The following is a 21,645-nucleotide window of genomic DNA, read 5'->3' as shown; positions in this document are numbered from 1 at the left end:
TTTCGATTTATATGCCCCGATTGCTCAGGTAGGAATTAGCACCTTATTCCGCGTATGTTGAAACAGGTTGCCAGAGGTTCGTAGAGCCTATTCTCTCCCCTCTTCTTTATAAATCAATCGCTGTGCGAATGAGAAGCAACTGACTTGATGGGGCAATATTACGGCGGAAGTGCCGAAATCCAAAATAAAATAGTCAAAAAACTGCACCAAAGCTCCCAATCCCCCTAAATTTGTGTTTTAATATGCTACCCTATTATGATTTATCGCTTCAAAAAAGAAAACGCAGCCAGAAAACCAGGGACGGTTTCGGTGGGAGAGGCCATCGGAAAGATGCTTGAGATGTATCGTTTGAATGCCAAGTTTGACGAAACATCGGTCAAAGTTCATTGGGAAAAACTCGTAGGGCCTGAGATTGCGTCCCGTACAAGCGCGATTTACGTCAAAGAAAAGGTGCTGTTTCTACAACTTACGTCAGCGCCATTGACGCAAGAGTTGGTGTTGGCGAAGAAAAAATTAATTGAATCGCTGAATCGGGCGTTTGGGTACGAAATTATTACGGATATTGTGTTTATCTAAATAAAACAGGGTTGTGAGCAACCCTGCACACATTACGGATATTGTGTTTATCTAATATAAAAACAGGGTTGTGAGCAACCCTGCACACAGCATGAAAATATACAGCGACATTTCATTAGAAGCGGCCGAGGCTTTGGCAAAAGAAGCGAGCACTATTTTAGTGGATGTGCGAGAGCCTTGGGAATTTGAGGAGTTTAATATTGGAGGAATAAATATTCCTTTGGCCGACATTCGTGAGCATCATGCTGAACTTCTTCCTTTTGACACAATTGTAGTCGTATGTACCAACGGTACTCGTTCAAAAGTAGCTGCCAAAGACTATTGCCGAACCGATATTTTCCAAACAAAAAACATCTATCATCTTCACGGTGGGATTCTTGAAGTGGAGGATTAGTTATTGAACCATAAAAGACATATAAGGCCATGTAAGATTTTTCACTTACAGCCTTATAATACGTTGTTTATTAAGTTTTTTTATAATTTACCCGCAGATTTACGCTGATTCTAAAACCGCAGATACCCGCAGATTTTGGGTGATTAATTCGGCTAATGAGCTTATCTGCGCCAATCCGCGTTGAATTTTAATCTGCGTTACACAGAACATCTGCGGGATAAAAAATATCATACTACTTTTCAAACAAGGTAATAATCTCTTATATTACTTGTATGGTTTAAAATTAGTTAACCTCAAATACCCCCTCAAACACCCGCACCGCAGGGCCAATCAAGTAAATATTGTCAAAAGAACCGTTTTCGTGTGCCACAAATGACACGCGAAGTGGGCCGCCTTTGGTTTTGACGCTGATGGGCTCGTTCATGCCTAGGTGTTGGTAGGCCATTAAGGCGCAGGCTGTTACGCCAGTTCCGCAAGAATAAGTTTCGTCTTCAACCCCGCGCTCGTAGGTGCGCACATAAATGGATTGTTCACCCATTACTTCGGTAAAGTTAACGTTGGTACCACCTTTCGGGCCATATACCTCACCGTAACGAATAGCTTTGCCGTCGGCGACTACTTCCGTGGCTTCTACGTCTTTGACAAAACGCACAAAATGTGGAGAACCTGTGTTGAGGAAGAAGTCAGCACCATCTTTTTCGCTGCCTGCCACGTTACTCATATTGAGGAAAATTTCTTCCTCGCAGGCTACGGCCTTGTGTTCGCCATCGACGGCGATAAACGTGGTGTTTTCTTCAAAAAGACCTAAATCTTGCGCAAACCGTACAGTGCAGCGCCCGCCGTTTCCACACATACTTCCTTCGCGACCATCGGCATTGAAATAGACCATTCGGAAATCGTAGCCTTCGGCGTTGCGAAGCAGAATGAGGCCGTCGGCTCCGATGCCAAAGCGACGGTGGCACAAAAACTCAATCAGCGGCTGACTGACAGGAAAGGTTTCGGAACGGTCGTCAATCATGATGAAGTCGTTGCCCGTTCCTTGATATTTAACAAAACGAATCGAAAGTGGCGAAGTAATCATAGTAAGAGAAACGTTTGAGGAAAAAGAATAAAAAAAGCCGCCTTAAAAGACAGCTTTTTATGGAGACTCGGTAAGAAGAGAGGCTTATTTCTTCTTCTCTTTAACGCGAGCCGCTTTACCTTGTTTGCCACGAAGATAGAACAAACGCGCACGACGTACTTTACCGCGACGGATAAGTTCGATTTTTTCGATGCTTGGTGACAAGATAGGGATGATACGCTCAACACCTACACCATTTGATATTTTACGTACAGTAAAAGTTTCTCCGCTTCCACCGATGTTGCGGCGTTGGATAACTGTTCCTGCAAATACCTGAATACGCTCTTTTGCACCTTCGATGATTTTAAGGTGAACGTTTACAGTGTCTCCTGCTTGGAAAGCAGGGAAAGCATCGCGACGGCCAGAGAATTCAGAATCTACTAGCTTGATTAACTCATTAGTCATTGTTGTAATTGAATTGGGGCTGTTGTCAGCGGACGGTTAATTCGGCCGTCATTCACAAAAGCGAGTTTATCAGAAATTGCCCGCAAAAGTACGGGTTTTGAAATGAAAACGCAAATCTTGAAAGTTAAAAATAAAGGGGTTGCTTATCTTTGTTGCTCTAACAAAGGCAGACATGACTAAAATTACGGACTACATTCAGCAAGCCAACGGCAAAACATTGTTTTCTATTGAGGTGATTCCGCCCGTTAAGGGTAACAATATCAATGAGTTATTGGGAAATATTGAGCCTTTGATGGATTTTAAACCACCCTTTATTGACGTGACTTATCACCGCGAAGAATACATCGAAAAACCATTGGCCGATGGACGTATTCAGCAAATCGTGACGCGTAAACGCCCGGGGACAATCGGTATTTGTGCATCTATCATGCACCGTTTTGGCGTGGACGCCGTTCCGCACGTATTGTGTGGCGGTTTTACAAAAGACGAAACCGAGGATTTTTTGATGGATTTACACTATTTGGGTATTGATAATGTACTGGTACTTCGCGGTGACCCTGCCAAACCTTATAAAACTTTTAAGCCCAAAACAAATGGTCACGCTTATGCCAGCGAGTTGGTGGAACAGGTGGTCAATATGAACAAAGGCCAATATTTGCACGAAGAAGTAGAACCTTTGGCACCTACTGGTTTTTGCATTGGGGTGGCGGCTTATCCCGAAAAGCACTTTGAAGCGGTGGATTTTGATACTGATTTTGACTATTTGAAACAAAAAGTAGCTTTAGGGGCAGATTATATCGTAACTCAGATGTTTTTTGACAACAGTAAGTATTTTGACTTTGTACAAAAATGCCGTGCCGTAGGGGTAAATGTGCCCATCATTCCTGGTCTGAAACCCCTTTCGACTAAAAAACAGCTGGGTATTTTGCCAAAGATTTTTTACTTACACATGCCTCAAGATTTGGTGAAAGCCGTTGAAGGATGCGAGAATGATGCCCAAGCCAAACAAGTAGGCATTGAATGGTGTACGCAACAATGCCGCGAATTAATGGATTTTGGCGTGCCTGTGCTCCATTTTTATACCATGGGCAAATCGGATAATATTTATAAGATTGCTTCTAATTTGTTCTAAAGTCTGCGTTTGTGCGGGTTGTGAGCAATCCTTAACGCGGATAGGTCGGGTTGTGAGCAACCCTTGGCACGGATAGGTCGGGTTGTGAGCAACCCTTGGCACTTTATCCCCTGAACGTTCGTCCTTCTTAGCATCAATAAAAACGGGCATCAGAAAATTCTGACGCCCGTTTTGTTCACAAAGTGCTCTTCAAACGTTAAAGTAATAGTGCTATTTTTTTCGTTTGACCACGGTTAGTGGAATACATAGCTGCACAGGGCAGCAATTGGTGCCAGGCTGGATGATGAGTGGGCAGCAGCCGCTGACTGGACAAGTGACATTGCTTGCGGTGAAAGTATAGGTGCCTTCTTCCGAGAACAAAACGACATTTCCGCTGGCTACTTGGGTTCCATTTTTAAACCAGATAACATTGGTGTAAGTTGAAGGAACAGAGGCTTCTACCTTTTGACCTGAACAAAGCCCAATTGGTACTGTAATACAATCATTGGCCGTGTCGTTGGTGGCCACTGTATCTGGCTGGTCGGCACTTTTAATCAGAGCAAAGTTGAAATTTACCCCTTCCGCAATGACTTTGGCTTGTATTACTAAGGTTGTACTGTCGCCCGAAGCAAGGCTTGGAATTGTCCAGTTTGTGCCAGAGAAGCTGCCACTCGTTGGCGTACCGCTGATGAGTTGTAAACCAGTGGTTGTACTGTCTTCGACTACAATGTTGGTAGCGGCGATGTTACCGCTGTTTTTGACCACAATTCGATACGTAATCGTGTCATTGAGACTCCGAATTTTGCTTCCTACTAAGACCTTTGAAATGGATAAATCGACAGTTCCTGCTCCGATGTTGATGGTTGCGCAAGCCGTTTTACACAAACTAGGGGTTCCATTGTCGCAAACCAAGTAACAAAAAGAATCTTGGCCTGTAAACGTTGCTGAAGTAGGCGTATAGGTAAATGCCCCGTTGGCTTGGAGCACGACCGTACCATGGGTTGGTGCTACGGTTGGCGTGGTAGCGACAGTCAACGTATTATTATCAGGGTCAGTGTCGTTGGTGAGGACATTGTTGGTCAAAACGGTGCCTTGAAGTATCGAATACGTATCATTGTTGGCAACAGGTGGGCGGTTTGTAATGGCATCGCCATAAGCGGCTGGTAAACCATCCACAGGGGCCAAAATCCCATCTTTGTCAGGGTCGCAGTTGGTAGTACAATTGACAATACCGTCTCCGTTGGGATCTAAAATAGAGGCATTGAGCCCGCCTTCTGCCAAATCGGTCTGCCCATCGTTGTCCGAATCCAAATCATAGGGGTCTGTACCGCCCGTTCCGTCGGTATTTGGTGGCGTGGTGCCATTGCCCGCGCTGGCTGGGATACCCGTGATGGCATCGGGTGTACCATCGGCAAAGCCATCACCGTTGACATCGACACCAGCTGCTTCGTTGACATCATTGATGCCGTCGTTGTCGGAGTCTAAATCAAGGTAATTGGGGATGCCATCGCCGTCACAATCGGTATTGGCGACTCCATTGAATAGTACGGTAGAACAAACTGCGGCATTTTCGACCGTATCTAAGATGCCGTCGTTGTCATCGTCAAGGTCAGTGGTGTCAGGAATCCCATCCCCGTCGGTGTCAATGGGAGCGCTCGTAACGGTGATAGAAGTGGTACTATTGTCATTGGCGGGGTTATTACCACTGGTTTGAGGCCCCGAAAACTGAATAGTACCTGTGACAGTGAGAGGCCCTCCAACGTTTACTCCTTTGTAGCCTAAAACAATTTGTTTGCACTCTCCTGGGGTGATGGATACTGTGTTTTGGAAACGAATTGTACTGCCAGATTTGCTCACGATTGACCAGCCATCAAAAGAAATTGCGGTGACAAACGTGTCAACGAGTGCGCTAGGTAACGTAATAAGCGGCTGAATTCTATTGAGGGGAGTACTTGTTGTCCCACCATCGAAATTGCAAATGTCGATGATAATTCGGCCGTTAGTTGAGCCTTGCGACACACTGGCAGGTTGGTTTAAGATATTGATACCCACATCTTGTGCATTTCCTTTTACAATGCAAAATAGGCTCAGGACGAAGATAAACGTTTGGAGAGCTTTCATAAAAATTAGAATTAATTAGCGGTTATTGATGTGATGGCAATGTTGTTGTCAACCTTGATTTCGCCCGCAGAACCGTTGATAATAGTTGCTGTAATGTTTTGTGTGGTATTTATCGGAATGCCTGTCTTACGAGTAGCAGTAAAGCCGATTACTTTTGAGCCATTTGCGGCAATCGTAATACCCGTTTTAGCGGTTACTGTAATAAAGTTGGCGTTCTCTACAAAATCCCAATCACTGTTACTATTAGCAGTAGGTGCGGTTGTATTTGAGGTGCCAGAGGTTGTTGAATACGTGATGTCGAATCCAGAGATTTTGGCTACTCGGAAAGAGATTGGAGTGCCCGTAATTTGGACGCGATTGTTGATTTCAAAGAGATTGACAACAAAGTCTTTCTGACTTCCAGCCGTCGTAAATTCAAGCGAACCAATGACGATGGTTGGGTTCAAATCTGGGAAGAGGTCGTCGCGTCTGGTGGCTGGTACAGCATCGACAGGGGTTAAAATACCGTCTAAATCGGGATCTGCATTGCCATCTACTACTCCGTCACCGTTGGCGTCCAAGGCGGGGTTTGTACCCGATTCGGTAAAGTCAGTTAGGCCGTCGTTATCGCTATCAAGGTCATACGGGTTTGTACCGCCTGTGCCATCGGTATTAGGCGGGGTGAGCCCTGCGCCAGCAGAGGCTGGAATCCCCGTTATGGCATTTGGCGTACCATCGGCAAATCCGTCAAAATTGGCGTCGGTACCATTGGCTTCGTTTACGTCATTGATACCGTCATTGTCTGAGTCGAGGTCGAGGCGGTTGGGGATTCCGTCACCGTCGCAATCAACGTTGGCGGTTACAATTCCCGCTGCACTTGTACAACTGGCTGCGTCTTCCACCGTATCCAAAATACCATCGTTGTCGTCGTCCAAATCATCCACATCTGGTACGAGGTCCCCGTCTGTATCTACCAAAACCGAAATGGAGGTGGTACTGGTGTTGTTGGTCGAAAGGTCACCTACCAATGCGCCCATCGGGAATGAAAGTGTTCCCGTTACGGCCGAAGGACCACCTAAGGTTGTGGCAGTATATCCAAGTGAGATTTGGCTACATGCTCCTGCCAAAATAGAGGCACTGTTTGTCAATACAATGGTTCCGCCCGTGTTTGATTCAATGGTCCAACCCGTGGTCGTTACGCCCACAATAGTACCGACAATGGCCGATGGAAAAACGATAGTAACCCTCACTTTACCAGCGGTAGCAGCGGTGGAACCCCCATCATTGTTACAGACATCGACGGTAACACGGCCTGTCGTGGCGAGTTGCGGCACATAAGCGGGTTGGTTCAAAATGTTGACGCTGACATCTTGAGCGAACGTTGTGAGTGTGGCAAAGCAGACCAGTAGCCCTGCCACTGCCTTTGCAAAGATTGTTTGAGTAAACGTTTTCATTTGATTGAGAAATTGTGATTATGAATAAAAAGGGGTAAGAATTAATTATTGGCCAAGGTCGTCTGGGCAAGGTTGTTATTGATTTTTTCCTCACCTGCAGAACCGTTATAGATAGCGACGGTGATGTGCTGCGTGGTATTTGTCGGAATACCGTCTTTGCGTGCGATGTTAAAGCCGATTGCTTTGAAACTGTTTTGGGGAATGGTGGTGCCCGTGTTGGCCGTAATGATGATGAAATCGGCAGTCTCACTAAATGTCCAATCGCTATTGCTGTTTGGCTTTCCACCACCGACATTTGAACTGCCAGAGGAGGTAGCATAACTGATGGTAAAGGCTGATAATTTGGTGATACGGAACGTTGTGGGTGCGTTAGGGACGTGGGGTTTGTTGTTGATTTCGTTGATATTGACAATAAAATCCCGATTGGTGAAAAGCGAGTTAAACTCTAACCCATCAATTTCTATGGTTGGGTTTAAGTCGGGCAAGAGGGCGTCGCCCCAAGTGTTAGGAATGGCATCTACTGGGGTGAGAATCCCGTCGCCATCAGGGTCTAAGTTGCCGTCAACCACGCCATTATTATCCGCATCGAGTTCTGGACGTAGGCCGCCCTCCGTAAAATCGGTCAATCCGTCGTTGTCTGAATCCAAGTCATAGGGGTCACTACCGCCTTGTCCATCGGTATTTAGAGGGGTAGTTCCGCCAGGGGCAGCACTGGCAGGAATCCCCGAAGAATTGACGGTGCCATCTGCTTGTCCATTTCCATCAACATCGACTCCACCCGCTTCGATAACGTCATTGATTCCGTCATTATCTGAATCTAAATCAAGACTATTGGGAATGCCGTCGCCGTCGCAGTCCGCATTTGCCACGCCATTGAAAAGAACCGTAGAGCAAGTGGCCGCGTCTTCAACGGTATCTAAAATACCATCATTGTCATCGTCAAGGTCAACGTCATCTTTGTAGCCATCGCCATCAGTGTCGGGGGCGCAGCTCGTGATTGTTACCGTAACTGCATTGCTGGCAGGACTGTAACAGCCTGTAACACTGTCGTAAAAATAAGCGTAGTAGATTCCAGCCCCCGCAGTGGTAGGTGTGGCATAGGCGAGCCCCGTGTGGGTGTTGTTGGTAAACCAAACGAGTGCCGCGCCACTGGGGATTGGGGTCGTTACTAGCAGATCTAAATTGACAGTAGTGAATGGGCAACTATTTGTGGCAGTGGTAGCACTTACACTCGGCGCAACAACACCAGCGGTGGTCGCCGCTTTAAGTACCATGTTATAGACGTTGGTTGTGCCAAGGTTCACACCAATGAAGTTGGAAACGGTAATTTTTATTTCATCAAATGATTTTGTGGTGACAAAACCAATGATTTGTCGGCTTGAACTTAATAACTGCAATGAAATGAGGTTACCTCCGCTTGATTCCTGAAAAGCCCCGTCTTTGTAAGTACTGATGGTGGCTCCACTTAATAAGTTAACCCCAATGAGTGAGGAGTTTTCAATGTCAGCCCCCGCAAATGTCCCGATAGGATAGTCTGTCAGTACATCTTTGACAGAAAGGGAGCTACTACTACCAACACCCACGGCCAAGTCGATACTGGCAAAGTTGGAGGTATTGGCATCAACTACATTGTTGACATTCGTAACAGCACAACCTGCGCATACCAAACCAGAGTTTGAAACATCAACCACGGCTGGGTAACTTGGTGTGACCAAGTTGGTGACGGTGCTACAATTGAGGGCGGGCCCTGCACAAAACCGTTGAACAACCGCGTTATAGACCTCGGTGGTATTGGCGACTCCGAGTAAGTTGGTAACTTCAAGCTGTATTTCATCAAATACTTTGGTAGTGATAAAACCCACTAGCTGTTTGCCCGAGCCACTTAACAAAGTTGAGTTAACAGAGACTAGCGTAGCACTGGTAGAAGACTCTTGGGGGGTGTTATTCAAATAAGTACGAATGGTTATGCCTGAAAGGAGGTTGGCATTAATGAGGTTTGAATTGGAAATATTAAACCCAGCAAATGTACCAATGGCATAGCTGTTCAGTGCGTTTTTAACCGAAATAGAGGCGTTGGTTCCGAGGGCTGCCGTGAGCGAAAGGGTGGCGAAGTCGGAGGTCGAAGCACTAATGGCATTATCGGCATTGGTCACGCTACAACTTGCGCAAACTCCCCCACTAATGCCCGTGTGAGTGGCATTGATATAAACAGGCTGAGTAGGGTTATTTAGTTGCGTTTGGGTGTTACAATCTAGGGCGGGCGCTGCACAAAAGCGCTTGATGACTGGGTGATAGACTTGGGCAGAAAAAAGGACGGCTAATAAAGCTTCATATTCAATCCGAATTTCGTCAAATGACAACGTAGTGACAAAACCCAAGGTAATATTGCCATCAGGGTCGAGAAGCGAAGTGTTTATGCCAATACCCGTATTGGTGGCAATAAACGATTCTCTTGGTGAACCGCCTAAAAGGGTTTTAATAGTTACCTTAGCCCCTACCGACGCCTGTAATAACCCACTACCGCTTACTTTATATCCAGCATATGTACCTGCTGGATAGGTGTCGTTTCCATCTTTGACGCTAATCTCGCCATCACAACCAAGGCCAGTAATACTTATTGTTGCAAAGTCAGTGGTGCTTGTGTTGGTGAGGTTGCCTTCATTGGAGATAGAGCCTAAACACAGTGGAATTGCTGATGCGACTGAATTAGTTACAGTGGGTGTAAGACTGTTGTAGGTTGCGTTTGTCCATGCCGAAGCTGTATTACAGGGGGCATTCGCGATTTGTGCAACCACCATCTGCGAAAAAAGTAGTAACACGAAAATCATTAAAACACTTGTGAGGCGTGGTAATAATGACATACTCATACGTTGAAATGTTAAAGAAGCGTTCTGGTAAAAATATATACCAATAGTAGTGCCTATTTTGTTGACAAACTGGCAAAGGATGTTCCACGAAGACATATCCTACTTGGTCAAGCACAAAAAGGCAAGTGGAAGAGTGCTTAGGATTAGAAAACGGGGTAAAAAGTGAAGATTTTTACAAAAATCTCATAAGCAAGTGATGAGATTTAAGTTTTTATAGCTGCCAAATTTTTTGGTTGACAATCAGGTATTTATTGTGACAAAGAGGTAATGTGCTGATAAACAGCAATATAGTGTTTTTGCTAGAAAGTAAATAAAAAAGGAGGGCTTGTAGCAAAAATTGTGCCATCTATCAATAAAAGCTACAAATTGCAATTTTTCTATAAAACATGTTTATGTAAAAAAAAATACTCTTGAAAGGCGTAAAAGTTTTTTTTTCATTCCTAAAAGGTTTTTTTGCGATGTTTGTTTTTAGTATATACTTTAACTTACTACATTCGCATATTGCTCTTGATAATAAGTCATGCATAAATAGGTAAGAAAAGGGTAATGGGCATAAGTGTGTAGTATAAAAAGGATATATAATGAATATAGAGTTTACTGTATTTAATGAAGAAGATGATTACAAGTCAATAAACCAGAGAAAATGGGTTATTGATAAAGATATTCATTATGGGGTTTTGGGTGAGTTTTTCTTTCATATAAGTTCAAACAAAGATTTCCCAATGTATTTGCAGGATTATTCAATAATTAATCCAATTTGCTTTAAATTTTGTGATAAAAACTATACGAGATGTATTTACTTATTTTTAGATCAAAAGTGGTTAAAAAATGAATTAAAACTTCCAATTGACGAAGTAGCGTTGGTTGCTCCTTATTTATGTAAAGAATGGAGTAAGGATAAACATATTATTTCTAATAAATTTCACCTACTTTGGGAGCAGCTTTCATTATCTACAAGTAATATTTTATTTTTTAGGGCTTTTATTTATGATTTAATATATCGAGTTATCGACGAAATAGAAAACAGCATAAACGTCTGCCAGGAAAATGCGTATTATAGAAAAGAGAAGCGTAAAATAGAGCAAGTAGTAGAAAGAGTTATCCAAAATGTTCATTTGCCTATTCCAAAACTGGAGCAATTTGCCCAAGAAGTAGGGATGAGTGTTAGTAAATTTAAGGTATTATTTAAGAAAATATACGGACAAAGCCCTTATCAGTACCTGCTTGAACATAAACTGGTGTATGCCCGTAAAATGTATCAAACGGGAGAATATACGCTATCTCAGATTGCATTAAAAATAGGTTACAGCCATATTTCAGGCTTTACGAAGATTTATAAAAAACGCTTCAATGAACGCTAAGAAAAACTCCACCTCGCAAGAACAGTTAACCATTGTTTTAAACATCGAAGATTTTAAACGAATAGAAGGAGATTTAATTGAAAAAAGAATTCCTTTTTCAATTGATTATTCCTCTAAGCTTTGTGAAAAACAAGAAGAGGTTACACGTACTAAAATTGAAAAAGTAGAAGTATCAAAAAAAGAACAGCCCGAATACCCTAACATCGTTGTTGACAAATTAGAACAAGTAGTTAATAAGTATATAGGGCCAAACTTCGAATCAGAACTTCCATCTTTAGATAATATTTGTGAAGAACTCAGTATGAGAGAAAGCACGTTTAAACGAGTTTTTAAACAGTACTATGGCGTCACCCTGCACCAGTATTATATGATGAAAAAAATGGATCATGCTGCAAACCTTATTCGAAGTGGATATACCATTACGTCGGTTTCTAAGATTATTGGGTATGCGCATCCCATAAAATTTACCAAGATGTTTCAAAAACATTTTGGCGTTTCACCCAAAAAATACCAGCAATTTCAAAAAAACTTGTCACTAGAGAAGCTAAGAGACTCAGTTAGAGGGGTCTAAAAGACGAGTGATATGAACCAAGTTGATGAGTTCTCCAGTATTTTTTAAATAAAATTTCTGCAAAAGATGCCTACGGTGCGTATCCACCGTATGCTTACTAATACTCAAATATTCGGCGATAGTTTTGCTTTCTTCTCCTGAAACGAGATAACTTATAATCTCGATTTCACGTTTAGAAGGCAATTCTATCTGTTGAAGGTCTTCCACATCGGGCAAGTATTCGTACAGTCGCCCGTCAAAGTCTTTCCCCCAAAAACGAATGTACCTCCTTGGATAAGAATCGCTCAATGTATTGTTTTCTTGAAGCAATACGAGCAAGCTTCTGATGCTACCGTCAGGGTCTAGCTCAAGAATTTTGGCCGATTGAGTAATGTGGATATAGCTACCATCTGACTTTCGTAGTTTAAAGTTCAGGAGTATGTTAAGGTTATATTTGTCTTCCGTGCTACATCTTTCTAAAATGTAGAATAAAAGTTTATTACACAGATTGTGAACACCAAGATCTGAGGGGTGTATAAGCTTTGTATAAGAAAGAACCCCTTCTCCAAAAATCTCTTCTATTTTCCATCCCCACCATTCTTCTACATCGATACCCACATACTGCTGGGTCATTTTTTTTACATCTACCACGATAGGTACTGTTCTAGCCATCTGAAATATAGATGTTAACAGTGGGTTAGATTCGACGTGAAGCCTGTTTGAGTTGCTTTTGTTGAGAATATTTTTTGAGTTCCAAAGCGATAAAACGTCCGAGTGTGCTGAAGTAGTAGGGGTGGCCATTGATAGTAAAGTGAATTTATTGCGTGCGATAACGTTGGCCAAATTACAAAAAAAATGGATTTAGTAATATAGTTGTTTGAATCTGAAAGTTGAAAATACTTGATATTGAGTATTTTTTGGATGAATTTTTAATAATTGTAAATTTAGTTTTTTTGATTTCGTGCCAAATAGTTGAGTAATTGATGCTTTTTTGTCAGAAGTGTATTAAATAACCGCTTGATAATTTACGCATTATTGAGTATTTGTATTCCTTTTTTTTTGTCTGAATTTTGATGACTAAAACATACATATATATCGAATTGTAAATCAATATATTTTATTATAAATGTGATTATTCTAAAATTTTAACAATAGATGTTTGTGTGGTATATTTTTGGTGTATTTTAAGTGGAATAGCTACTTGTTTTGCTTAAAAGGTATATGTGTTTATTGGTTAATGGGATATAAATGACACTTTTTATTAATCTTTAGTCTGTTTTTTGTTAGTTTGAAAATAATTGCTTGAGTAAAATTTTCTTCACATTTTAACACATTATTTCTTTATGAAAAGAATTATCCAACTGTTATTGACATGTCAAATGTTGATAGTATTTTATTTGCCTCAGTTGTATGGTCAAACATGGCAAGTGCAGTCAGACTACTTTGGAGAGCGAAATACAAATGGATCTCCACGTACAATTCGTTCAATGGCCCTGAGCCAAGATGGAACGGCCGTCTATACCGGCAACATCCAAAGCCCGAATACACCCACAACGTCCTTACGAAAAGTAAGTGCAAATGTACTCGCAACCTCGGGTACAGATCATGTTATTTTTGGAAATGGAATGCCTGGTGGTACTGGTGCTTTTGCTCCAGTAGGTGGACAACCCGTGTATGCCGGAGGAGCTACTGGCACTTTTTTAGGTTGGCGAAGTACAGGTAATAGCCCTGAAGGTATAGCTACGGACGACCGCGGTTATGTATATGTGGCCTTAAGCTCTGGAATAAGCTCTGCCAATAGAGTCGATATATTTAGTAGTGATTTGAGTATGACGATTGGCTCAATACCCATTTCAGGTCCTGTAGGGGTCGCTGTTCGTAAACTGGGAGCAACCTACTACGTATATATAGCGGCAAACAACCTAGTTAGGCGTTGGGATGTAACAACTGCCGGCGCTCCTACGCCAGATAATTCTTGGATTCCACCTAGCACTTCCGGGGTAGAGGGGCTTGAGGTAGATGTTGATGGAACCGTATTTGTGGCCGGTGGAGGCGTAGTTAGACGAATTAGCGCCGATGGTACTACCATCACTCATACTTATACCCTTGCCAATGCGGCTGATGTAGCTATATTTCGCAATAAAATTTATGTTATTAGAACGGTAAATCCTGCGCCACCTATTGTCGTGCTCAATAAAGCGGATCTTACAAATGGCGGCACAGATATATCAGTTCCAGAATTAGGGGTTTTCACACGAGGGGCTCTTTCACAATTTACAGCAATTGATGTTTCAACTGATGGGAAGCTTTTTGTTTCAGAAGAGAATTATACTTCAGGGAGCAATGGTATTTCCTCTTATACCCCACCTGCTACATCATTCAACCCAACTCCTGGACCTATTACTGGGCGAATCTATTTTGATCGGGTTTTGGTTTCCTCTACTGTTGAGCCAACTCTTATCACTGTCAATGTAACACAACCTACCTGTCTACTTCAGTCTGGAACAATTGTAATCAATGCTACAGGAGATGGGGTTTTAGAATATAGTATTGACAACGGGACTAACTGGTCTACAAGCAATACATTTAGTGGTCTCAGTCCAAGCAGTAATCATACGGTGTTAGTGCGGTCACAAAGCGTTCCAAGTGGGGTAGTCGCTTACGGAAGCAATCCAGTTGTAATCAATGCGGTTCCTAGCTTCCCCACAATTACGAATACAAACACAGGAGAGCAATTTTGCACAATTCAAGCGGCTATTGATGATGCTCAAACCCTAACTGGCCACACCATCACGGTAGCGGCGGGTACATACAACGAATCAATCACTATCAACAAATCGTTGATTATCAAAGGTGCACAGGCAGATGTCTGTGCCGCAACAACCAGATCAGGTGCTGAATCAATTATCAATTGTGTGAATGGAATTGGCATAACTGCCGACAATGTGACTATCAATGGATTTACAATTCAAGGTCAAGCCAGTTCTAATGCTGGGCCAGGGTTTGGGTATGCTGTTTATATGGCTCCGCCTCTTACAGGAACTCAACTATTAAATAATATTATCCAAAATAATATTATTGGTAGTAGTCTTGCAAATACTGGTACTTCTCAAGCAGCAATCAAATGCAATTGGTTTGATTCAAATAACAATTCAGGGCCTTCGGGTGGTAATGGTATTTATACGGATGAATACACAGGAGGCGGAGTTGTTTCCAATGTACTGATTGAAAATAACAAATTTTCTGGTAATTCCAGTGCAGGTATTACGATTTCCACAAGTCAATCCGCTTCAGCTACTACTGGAATTACCATTACCAAAAATGAATTTATTGGAAATGCCAGAGCAGTATTTTTGTATAATACTGTTTCGTCGTCATTTACGAACAATGTAATCAGTGGTTCTACCCGTACAGATGGTACAGGAGATTTGAGAATATATGGGGGAGTAAATAACTTCTCTATATTGAACAATACCTTTAGTGCAGGTGGCCCTAAAGGTATATTAATAACGAATGATGGAGGTCAAGTTCCAGCCACAAATTCAAACATTACTGTCTCACAAAACAGTTTTACGGGCTATTCTGGTACAAATTTTGCCATAGATAATGTTTCTGGCTACTCTGGCAACTTACCCGCTACCTGTAACTGGTGGGGAAGTGCGAGTGCTAGTTCGATAGCTTCAATCTTATCGGCGTCATCTCCAGCGAGTATTTCATATTCGCCATGGTTGGTAGGTGGTGGAGATGGTGCGGGAGTAGGTTTCCAACCGACGGCTGCTTGTACAGGTACACCAGTGGTGATCAACTCGGCAACTGCCACAAGTCCATGTAACCCTGGCTCTATTGAAGTTAATTTCAGTGGAGGAACCGCACCCTACGCATTTTCATGGACAGGAGGAGGTTCTGCGTCAGGCATAAGCAGTAGCCCTAATTCAATTACTAATCTAGCAGTAGGAATTTACACGGTCACAGTAACCGATGCCAACGGCTCATCGGTTACTTCTGGTAGCCTAGCTATCAATACAACACCTACCATTACGTTAGGAGTTGTAGCAGCGGTATGTAAAGGAACTACAAGTGCTAATTTAACATACTCAGCAACAGGAGGAAGCCCTGATCAGTATATGATTGATTATGATGCTTCTGCGGAGGCTGCTGGATTTGTTGATGTAGCTTATACAAGTTTACCATTAGCTCAAATTACATTGGTAATTCCTGCTAATGCTTCTGGAGCAACTTATAATGCAGTTCTAAGGGTTAAAAATTCGACAACAGGTTGTATTAGTGGAGTTGAAGCATTTACTCTTATTGTAAACGAAACTACTGTTGCTGGGGCTATAGGAGGTAGTACAGCTGTATGTGCAGGTGATAATAGTACTGTGTTAACTTTGAGCGGCTATGTAGGAAATGTTATTAAATGGCAGTCATCAACAAATGCTGCGTTTTCATCACCAACGGACATAGCAAATACTACAGCAACTTACACTGTTACTAATCTATCAACACCGACTTATTATCGTGCTGTTGTACAAAGTGGGTTATGTAGTGCGTCTAATTCAAGTGCAGCTTTTATTCAAATTCATACAAAGCCTACCATCACTTTGAATGTTTTACAGCAGACACTAAATGAAGGTAATAACCAAACATTTTGTGATGCAGATGCAAATCCAGTAAATAGTTTAGAGTTTAACGTAGTAAATACTTGTGTGAGCGGAAATCCACTCTGGCGTACCAAAATAGGCGCTGGCGCTTGGTCAGATTGGACTGCAACTGCGCCAACATCGCAGCCAAGTGATAATACGGAATACCAATACCAAGCCTCGTGTAATGCGTGTCCATCGACCATTACCAACGCGATTTCGATTAAAATCAATTATCGTGCATCAATACCGCAAAATGTGTCAATGGTAGCTGACGGGACAACTATTCCAGCGGGGCAGTCGGCAACATTGTGTGATCAGGATGGTAATGCGTTGGTATTTAATGCGACTTGTGGAGCAGGTGAGGTGTTACTTTATTCGGTTGATGGAGGAGACTATTCAACAACGATTCCTTCTCAGATTGTGGATGGAAACTTCCATAATTACCGCGTTCGTTGCCGTAAATCTGACGGGACACCTTCGTGTATTGAAACTGAGTCGGCGGTTATGACATTAAAGTTGACAACCATAAGCATTACGCCTACGGTTTCTATTACTCCGCTTAACAGTTGCACAACCTCAGCGACGTTTACAGGAAGCACAACTTGCGGTAGTTTCACGACATTGTGGTACAATGCTGAAACCAATCAAGCGTTGCCAAATTTACCAACGACGCCACCGACAACCACTACGTCATACTATGCTCGTTGTCGAAATGCTGAGGGTTGCTTGAGTGCGCCTAGCAACACCGTTACTTACACGGTGCTACCTGTGAACGTAGCGCCCATCGTGACCGCAAGTGCAGAATCAGTTTGTACAGGAACTTCGGTTACGCTTACTACAAATTGCCCAGCTGGCGCGAGTGTTTTGTGGAATACATCAGCAACAGATGCAGTGTTGACAGTAGCATTTAACAACGCAATTACGCAATCATACTCGGCGCAGTGTATTTTTGCTAATGGCTGTCAAACGCCATTTAGCGAACCTAAAAGTATCCTTTGGAAGTCATTTGATATAACGCTAATCAACATTGGCCAAAGCCAATCGGCGGTGAAACCAGCGAATGACAAGGCGCTGTGGAGTAGTCAATTTATCACAAAGGATGGTGGCCCAGATTTGGATTTCAGTAATCAAGGTAATCCGACGATTTATTTTACAGAAAACGTAAATAAAACTGCGCCCCGTTATTGGACGATTCATGCGGATGCTTGTGCTTTGGGGACCAATGGTTCATTGACGTTTGATATGAGAGCAACGCCAGAAACAGGTGTAGTGCGTTCGTTCAATACGCACGAGAACAATGCTCCTTACTTTATGTATGCCAACCGTGAAGGCTGGACGGAGTTATATGCACCTAACCACCCTGCTTATGGCTTCTATCAACTGAATGAACAGGGTCAAAATATCTATGACGAAGGTTTGCCCAAAGGGTTGTACAAGCTTAGCGTTCGTTACTGGGATATGAAGGGTTGGGGAAGTATTTATCCAGCTACACGTCAAGCGCAGGGTAATGTGTTAGCCTACCAAGAGTTTTGGTTCCGTATTGTTTCAAAAGATGGGCCAGGCCAAGGTGCGGCAAGGTCAGCCGTAAACGGTCAGCAGTTAGCAGACGGAGATATGTCATCAAATTCTACTTCTTTCGCGCAGGTAATGCCAAACCCAGTCACGAAAGTGATGCGTTTGGGTATTCAAGGTGCCAAAGGACAAGCTGTAAAAGCAGAACTGGTCGATGTAGCGGGTCGCTCAATGTTAGAGCGTAGATTTGTACCAGAAACGCAATCACATCAAGAAGAGTTTGAGGTTGAGAAGCTGGTAGAAGGTATCTATTTCTTACATGTAACCACCCCAGATAAGCAAGTAACGCTCAAAGTGGTGAAGTTCTAGTTGAATAAATAGAATCTATAAACAGAAAAGCCCCTGCTTCGGCAGGGGCTTTTCTGTTTATAGATAATTGATTAAGAATTACGCAAAGCCTGCAACAAATTGTCATTTGAACATCTTTAAATAAGACATTGTGTAACTGTTTAGGTAGCTCATTTAAAGCTACCTTGTAGAACACTGTCGAATTGAGAATGATGTTCTAGTTTATTTTTTGGATTGGAGAAATGAAACCAGCGATACGGGCGTAGGCAGTAGCCCCACCGATACTTCGGAAGCAATTATTAACTTTCTGTTTTACCTTATTATTGGTGAAGGGTACCCCTAACTCGAATGCAAGCATGGCTTCTTGATGAAGAATCAAGCGTTGTAATAAGTTACATCCACTCGTTTTGTTACTCTTCCTAAGCAGCTATTGGCTTTGACAACATAGCTAGGGGGATGTTCCTCTTGGACAGCCTGTTGGCAATAGGCATTTATTAAGTACTCGTGCATAGTGACGACGCAAGTCTGCATTTTCCGCTCCTAACTCCTCCATAATTGCACCTGTGCAAATAGCGTACCTAAACAATTACGCTATTTGTATAATAGGTTCGTATCTGTAGTTCTGATATTTATAAAACACAAATAAATCTGTTTTAACACGAACTACGTATATCTAACTTTTTACTAACTCTGGACTAAAATGGTGTTAATCACCTCTGCGATTGCAGTGCTCTCTACGGTATCTAATGAAAATTCGTTTACCCCTATTCCTGAAGGCACTCTTTCTGAAAAAAATGCGAAAGGTGGAGCTTCTACTGGGTAGGGAATTATGGTTGATTTGTAAGTCGATGCAAATTATGCCATTCAGGAAGATATTACCTGTCATTTCGACGCTGATGCAGCAAAGGGTGTATTTTATAACGTGTGTACCCTATAATTTAATGATGATTACTGGAAGAGTTGTGACTCAACCTACCTCAACAGCCCCAGGTGTAAATGCCATAGGCATTATTGATGTAGTAACCCCAAAATGTACATTTTTTAACGGAGGTCAGTTATGCAGATGCTCCAATAAGCGTGACAAAAAATGTGACGATAAGTGGCGGATGTAGTCTATAAAAGTAATCTCAATGATTAAATAGTATTTGAGTTTGTTGTATCTAATTTCCTCATTATAAGACAATTAGATAAAGTGATTTTTTTGTAGTAAAACTCTTAATTCTAAAATAAGTGAAATGTAGTTTGCTTTTGATTTGTAAAGTATTAATTTAAAAATGTCGCAAGATGAAAAAAAATGCTCTATTATTTTGTGCATATTTCCTGTTCTGTCTAAAAGTCATGGCCGATTGTACCATAAATACAGCAGCTGACTTTGCCACATGTTCAGGAGGCATTGCTACCATTCCAGCAGGTACTACGGTTAATTTGACGGCTGATGTCACAGCATCAAATTCAATAACAAAATTGGTTATTGCAGGAACATTGAATTTTGGTAGCGATTTAACCCTGAGTTTACCTGCTAATACCCAAATAGAAATTGTTGGCGCAGGGACGATAACAAATTCTGGCGCATGTAACGCTAATAAACGTATATTTATTGGTGGAACCTCTGTAGCGTCGTGTAACGGTAATGGTGTTAATTATTCGTTTAGTGAGTTGGTAGCAAATGGTGGACTAAGAGCCCTGTCAAGCGATGTTTCATCTAATTCACCTATTTGTCAAGGTGGTACACTAACCCTAACTGCAACACCTTCGGGGGGGATTGAACCATATACTTTTTTATGGTCAAAAACACTAGGGTCAGGAAGTGCAACTTTTTCGAGTACAACAGTACAAAGTCCAAACGTTACAGGACTACAAGCAGGACAGCATACATTCCAAGTAGTTGTTACAGATGCTAATGGAGGAGGGCAGTCAGTTACCCGTACTATTCAAGTAACGGTGAATGCTTTGCCCACGACGGCCAATGCTGGCGGTGACCAAGTTGGCGCGAGTACTTGTGGACTGACACAGGTGACCTTGGCAGGAAATACGCCCGCAGTAGGTACGGGTGCATGGAGTGTGGTAAGTGGTACGGGAGGAACCTTTAGTAATTCAACGAGTCCGACATCCACTTTTACAGGTACGGCAGGCAGTAGTTACACACTTCGCTGGACGATAAGTAACAGTCCTTGTGCTGCTTCAACGGATGATGTAACTATTACTTTTAACCAGAATCCGACGACGGCTAATGCTGGCGGTGACCAAGTTGGTGCGAGTACTTGTGGACTGACACAGGTGACATTGGAAGGGAATACGCCCACAGTAGGTACGGGTTCATGGATTGTGGTGAGTGGTACGGGAGGAACCTTTAGTAATTCAACGAGTCCGACATCCACTTTTACAGGTACGGCAGGCAGTAGTTACACACTTCGCTGGACGATAAGTAACAGTCCTTGTGTTGCCTCAACGGATGATGTAACTATTACTTTTAACCAGAATCCGACGACGGCCAATGCTGGCGGTGACCAAGTTGGCGCGAGTACTTGTGGACTGACACAGGTGACATTGGAAGGGAATACGCCCGCAGTAGGTACGGGTTCATGGAGTGTGGTGAGTGGTACGGGAGGAATCTTTAGTGATGTTTCGAGCCCGACGTCCACTTTTACGGGTACGGCAGGCAGTAGTTACACACTTCGCTGGACGATAAGTAACAGTCCTTGTGTTGCCTCAACGGATGATGTAACTATTACTTTTAACCAGAATCCGACGACGGCTAGTGCTGGCGGTGACCAAGTTGGCGCGAGTACTTGTGGGCTGACACAGGTGACATTGGAAGGGAATACGCCCGCAGTAGGTACGGGTTCATGGAGTGTGGTAAGTGGTACGGGAGGAACCTTTAGTGATGTTTCGAGCCCGACGTCCACGTTTACAGGTACGGCAGGCAGTAGTTACACACTTCGCTGGACGATAAGTAACAGTCCTTGTGTTGCTTCAACGGATGATGTAACTATTACTTTTAACCAGAATCCGACGACGGCCAATGCTGGCGGTGACCAAGTTGGCGCGGGTACTTGTGGACTGACACAGGTGACATTGGAAGGGAATACGCCCGCAGTAGGTACGGGTGCATGGAGTGTGGTGAGTGGTACGGGAGGAACCTTTAGTGATGCTTCGAGCCCGACGTCCACTTTTACAGGTACGGCAGGCAGTAGTTACACACTT

Annotated in this window: 14 protein-coding genes and 1 riboswitch; of the genes, 7 read left to right on the top strand and 7 right to left on the bottom strand. The window is 42.9% G+C overall.

Translation table 11 applies throughout. The features are described 5' to 3' along the window. Nucleotides 1–4: 4 nt before the first annotated feature. Nucleotides 5–115, bottom strand: a riboswitch (SAM riboswitch). Nucleotides 116–255: 140 nt separating this feature from the next. Together FHS57_RS28430 and FHS57_RS28425 are read left to right on the top strand one after the other, a co-directional pair. Then, nucleotides 256–576 carry a DciA family protein gene (locus tag FHS57_RS28430; RefSeq protein ID WP_028522293.1) on the top strand — a complete coding sequence of 107 codons (321 nt, stop codon included), beginning with the start codon at nt 256–258 and terminating at the stop codon, nt 574–576. Between the two features lie 91 nt (nt 577–667). Beyond that, nucleotides 668–970 carry a rhodanese-like domain-containing protein gene (locus FHS57_RS28425; RefSeq protein WP_183979673.1) on the top strand — a complete coding sequence of 101 codons (303 nt, stop codon included), beginning with the start codon at nt 668–670 and terminating at the stop codon, nt 968–970. A gap of 99 nt (nt 971–1,069) precedes the next feature. Here FHS57_RS28425 and FHS57_RS32020 read toward each other — a convergent pair whose 3' ends face one another. From FHS57_RS32020 to rplS, 3 genes are all read right to left on the bottom strand, one after another. Beyond that, entirely contained in the window at nt 1,070–1,201 is a 132-nt protein-coding gene (locus FHS57_RS32020; protein WP_262889967.1) for a hypothetical protein, read from the bottom strand. Nucleotides 1,202–1,253: 52 nt separating this feature from the next. After that, nucleotides 1,254–2,051 carry a diaminopimelate epimerase gene (gene dapF / locus FHS57_RS28420; RefSeq protein WP_183979670.1) on the bottom strand — a complete coding sequence of 266 codons (798 nt, stop codon included), beginning with the start codon at nt 2,049–2,051 and terminating at the stop codon, nt 1,254–1,256. An 84-nt stretch (nt 2,052–2,135) separates the two neighbouring features. Continuing rightward, nucleotides 2,136–2,495 carry a 50S ribosomal protein L19 gene (gene rplS / locus FHS57_RS28415; protein ID WP_183979668.1) on the bottom strand — a complete coding sequence of 120 codons (360 nt, stop codon included), beginning with the start codon at nt 2,493–2,495 and terminating at the stop codon, nt 2,136–2,138. Nucleotides 2,496–2,667: 172 nt separating this feature from the next. On the opposite strand from rplS, the gene metF reads away from it, so the two are divergent. Further along, nucleotides 2,668–3,627 carry a methylenetetrahydrofolate reductase [NAD(P)H] gene (gene metF, locus FHS57_RS28410; protein WP_183979666.1) on the top strand — a complete coding sequence of 320 codons (960 nt, stop codon included), beginning with the start codon at nt 2,668–2,670 and terminating at the stop codon, nt 3,625–3,627. Nucleotides 3,628–3,837: 210 nt separating this feature from the next. On the opposite strand, the gene FHS57_RS28405 is transcribed toward metF, so the two are convergent. The 3 genes from FHS57_RS28405 to FHS57_RS28395 are packed head-to-tail and all read right to left on the bottom strand — an operon-like array spanning nt 3,838 to nt 10,021. Further along, nucleotides 3,838–5,727, bottom strand: a complete 1,890-nt coding sequence (locus FHS57_RS28405) for a cadherin-like domain-containing protein (protein ID WP_183979664.1) — start codon at nt 5,725–5,727, stop codon at nt 3,838–3,840. 11 nt (nt 5,728–5,738) lie between these two features. Beyond that, on the bottom strand, nt 5,739–7,160 hold the full coding sequence (locus tag FHS57_RS28400) for a hypothetical protein (protein ID WP_183979662.1): 1,422 nt from the start codon (nt 7,158–7,160) through the stop codon (nt 5,739–5,741). 41 nt (nt 7,161–7,201) lie between these two features. Further along, nucleotides 7,202–10,021: a hypothetical protein gene (locus FHS57_RS28395; RefSeq protein ID WP_221225755.1), complete on the bottom strand. Its 2,820-nt coding sequence runs from the start codon at nt 10,019–10,021 to the stop codon at nt 7,202–7,204. A gap of 587 nt (nt 10,022–10,608) precedes the next feature. Between FHS57_RS28395 and FHS57_RS28390 the strand changes: the two genes are divergently transcribed. After that, nucleotides 10,609–11,388: a helix-turn-helix transcriptional regulator gene (locus tag FHS57_RS28390; RefSeq protein WP_183979658.1), complete on the top strand. Its 780-nt coding sequence runs from the start codon at nt 10,609–10,611 to the stop codon at nt 11,386–11,388. Further along, a complete protein-coding gene (locus FHS57_RS28385; RefSeq protein WP_183979656.1) occupies nt 11,378–11,959 on the top strand; it encodes a helix-turn-helix transcriptional regulator in 582 nt (193 codons plus the stop codon). Before FHS57_RS28390 ends, FHS57_RS28385 begins: the two co-directional genes overlap by 11 nt. Here FHS57_RS28385 and FHS57_RS28380 read toward each other — a convergent pair. Continuing rightward, nucleotides 11,942–12,610 (bottom strand): response regulator transcription factor, encoded by a 669-nt coding sequence (locus tag FHS57_RS28380; RefSeq protein WP_183979655.1) that lies wholly within the window; start codon nt 12,608–12,610, stop codon nt 11,942–11,944. The two genes, FHS57_RS28385 and FHS57_RS28380, sit on opposite strands and share 18 nt — an antisense overlap. 671 nt (nt 12,611–13,281) lie before the next feature. On the opposite strand from FHS57_RS28380, the gene FHS57_RS28375 reads away from it, so the two are divergent. Next, nucleotides 13,282–18,462 (top strand): DUF8696 domain-containing protein, encoded by a 5,181-nt coding sequence (locus FHS57_RS28375; protein WP_183979653.1) that lies wholly within the window; start codon nt 13,282–13,284, stop codon nt 18,460–18,462. A gap of 1,263 nt (nt 18,463–19,725) precedes the next feature. Next, nucleotides 19,726–21,645 (top strand): PKD domain-containing protein (locus tag FHS57_RS28365; protein WP_183979651.1); only part of this gene is annotated, 1,920 nt, incomplete at its 3' end.

It is taken from the genome of Runella defluvii (assembly GCF_014195535.1).
In the GTDB taxonomy this organism is placed as follows: Bacteria; Bacteroidota; Bacteroidia; order Cytophagales; family Spirosomataceae; genus Runella; species Runella defluvii.
This window is presented reverse-complemented; position numbering and strand designations above follow the sequence as displayed.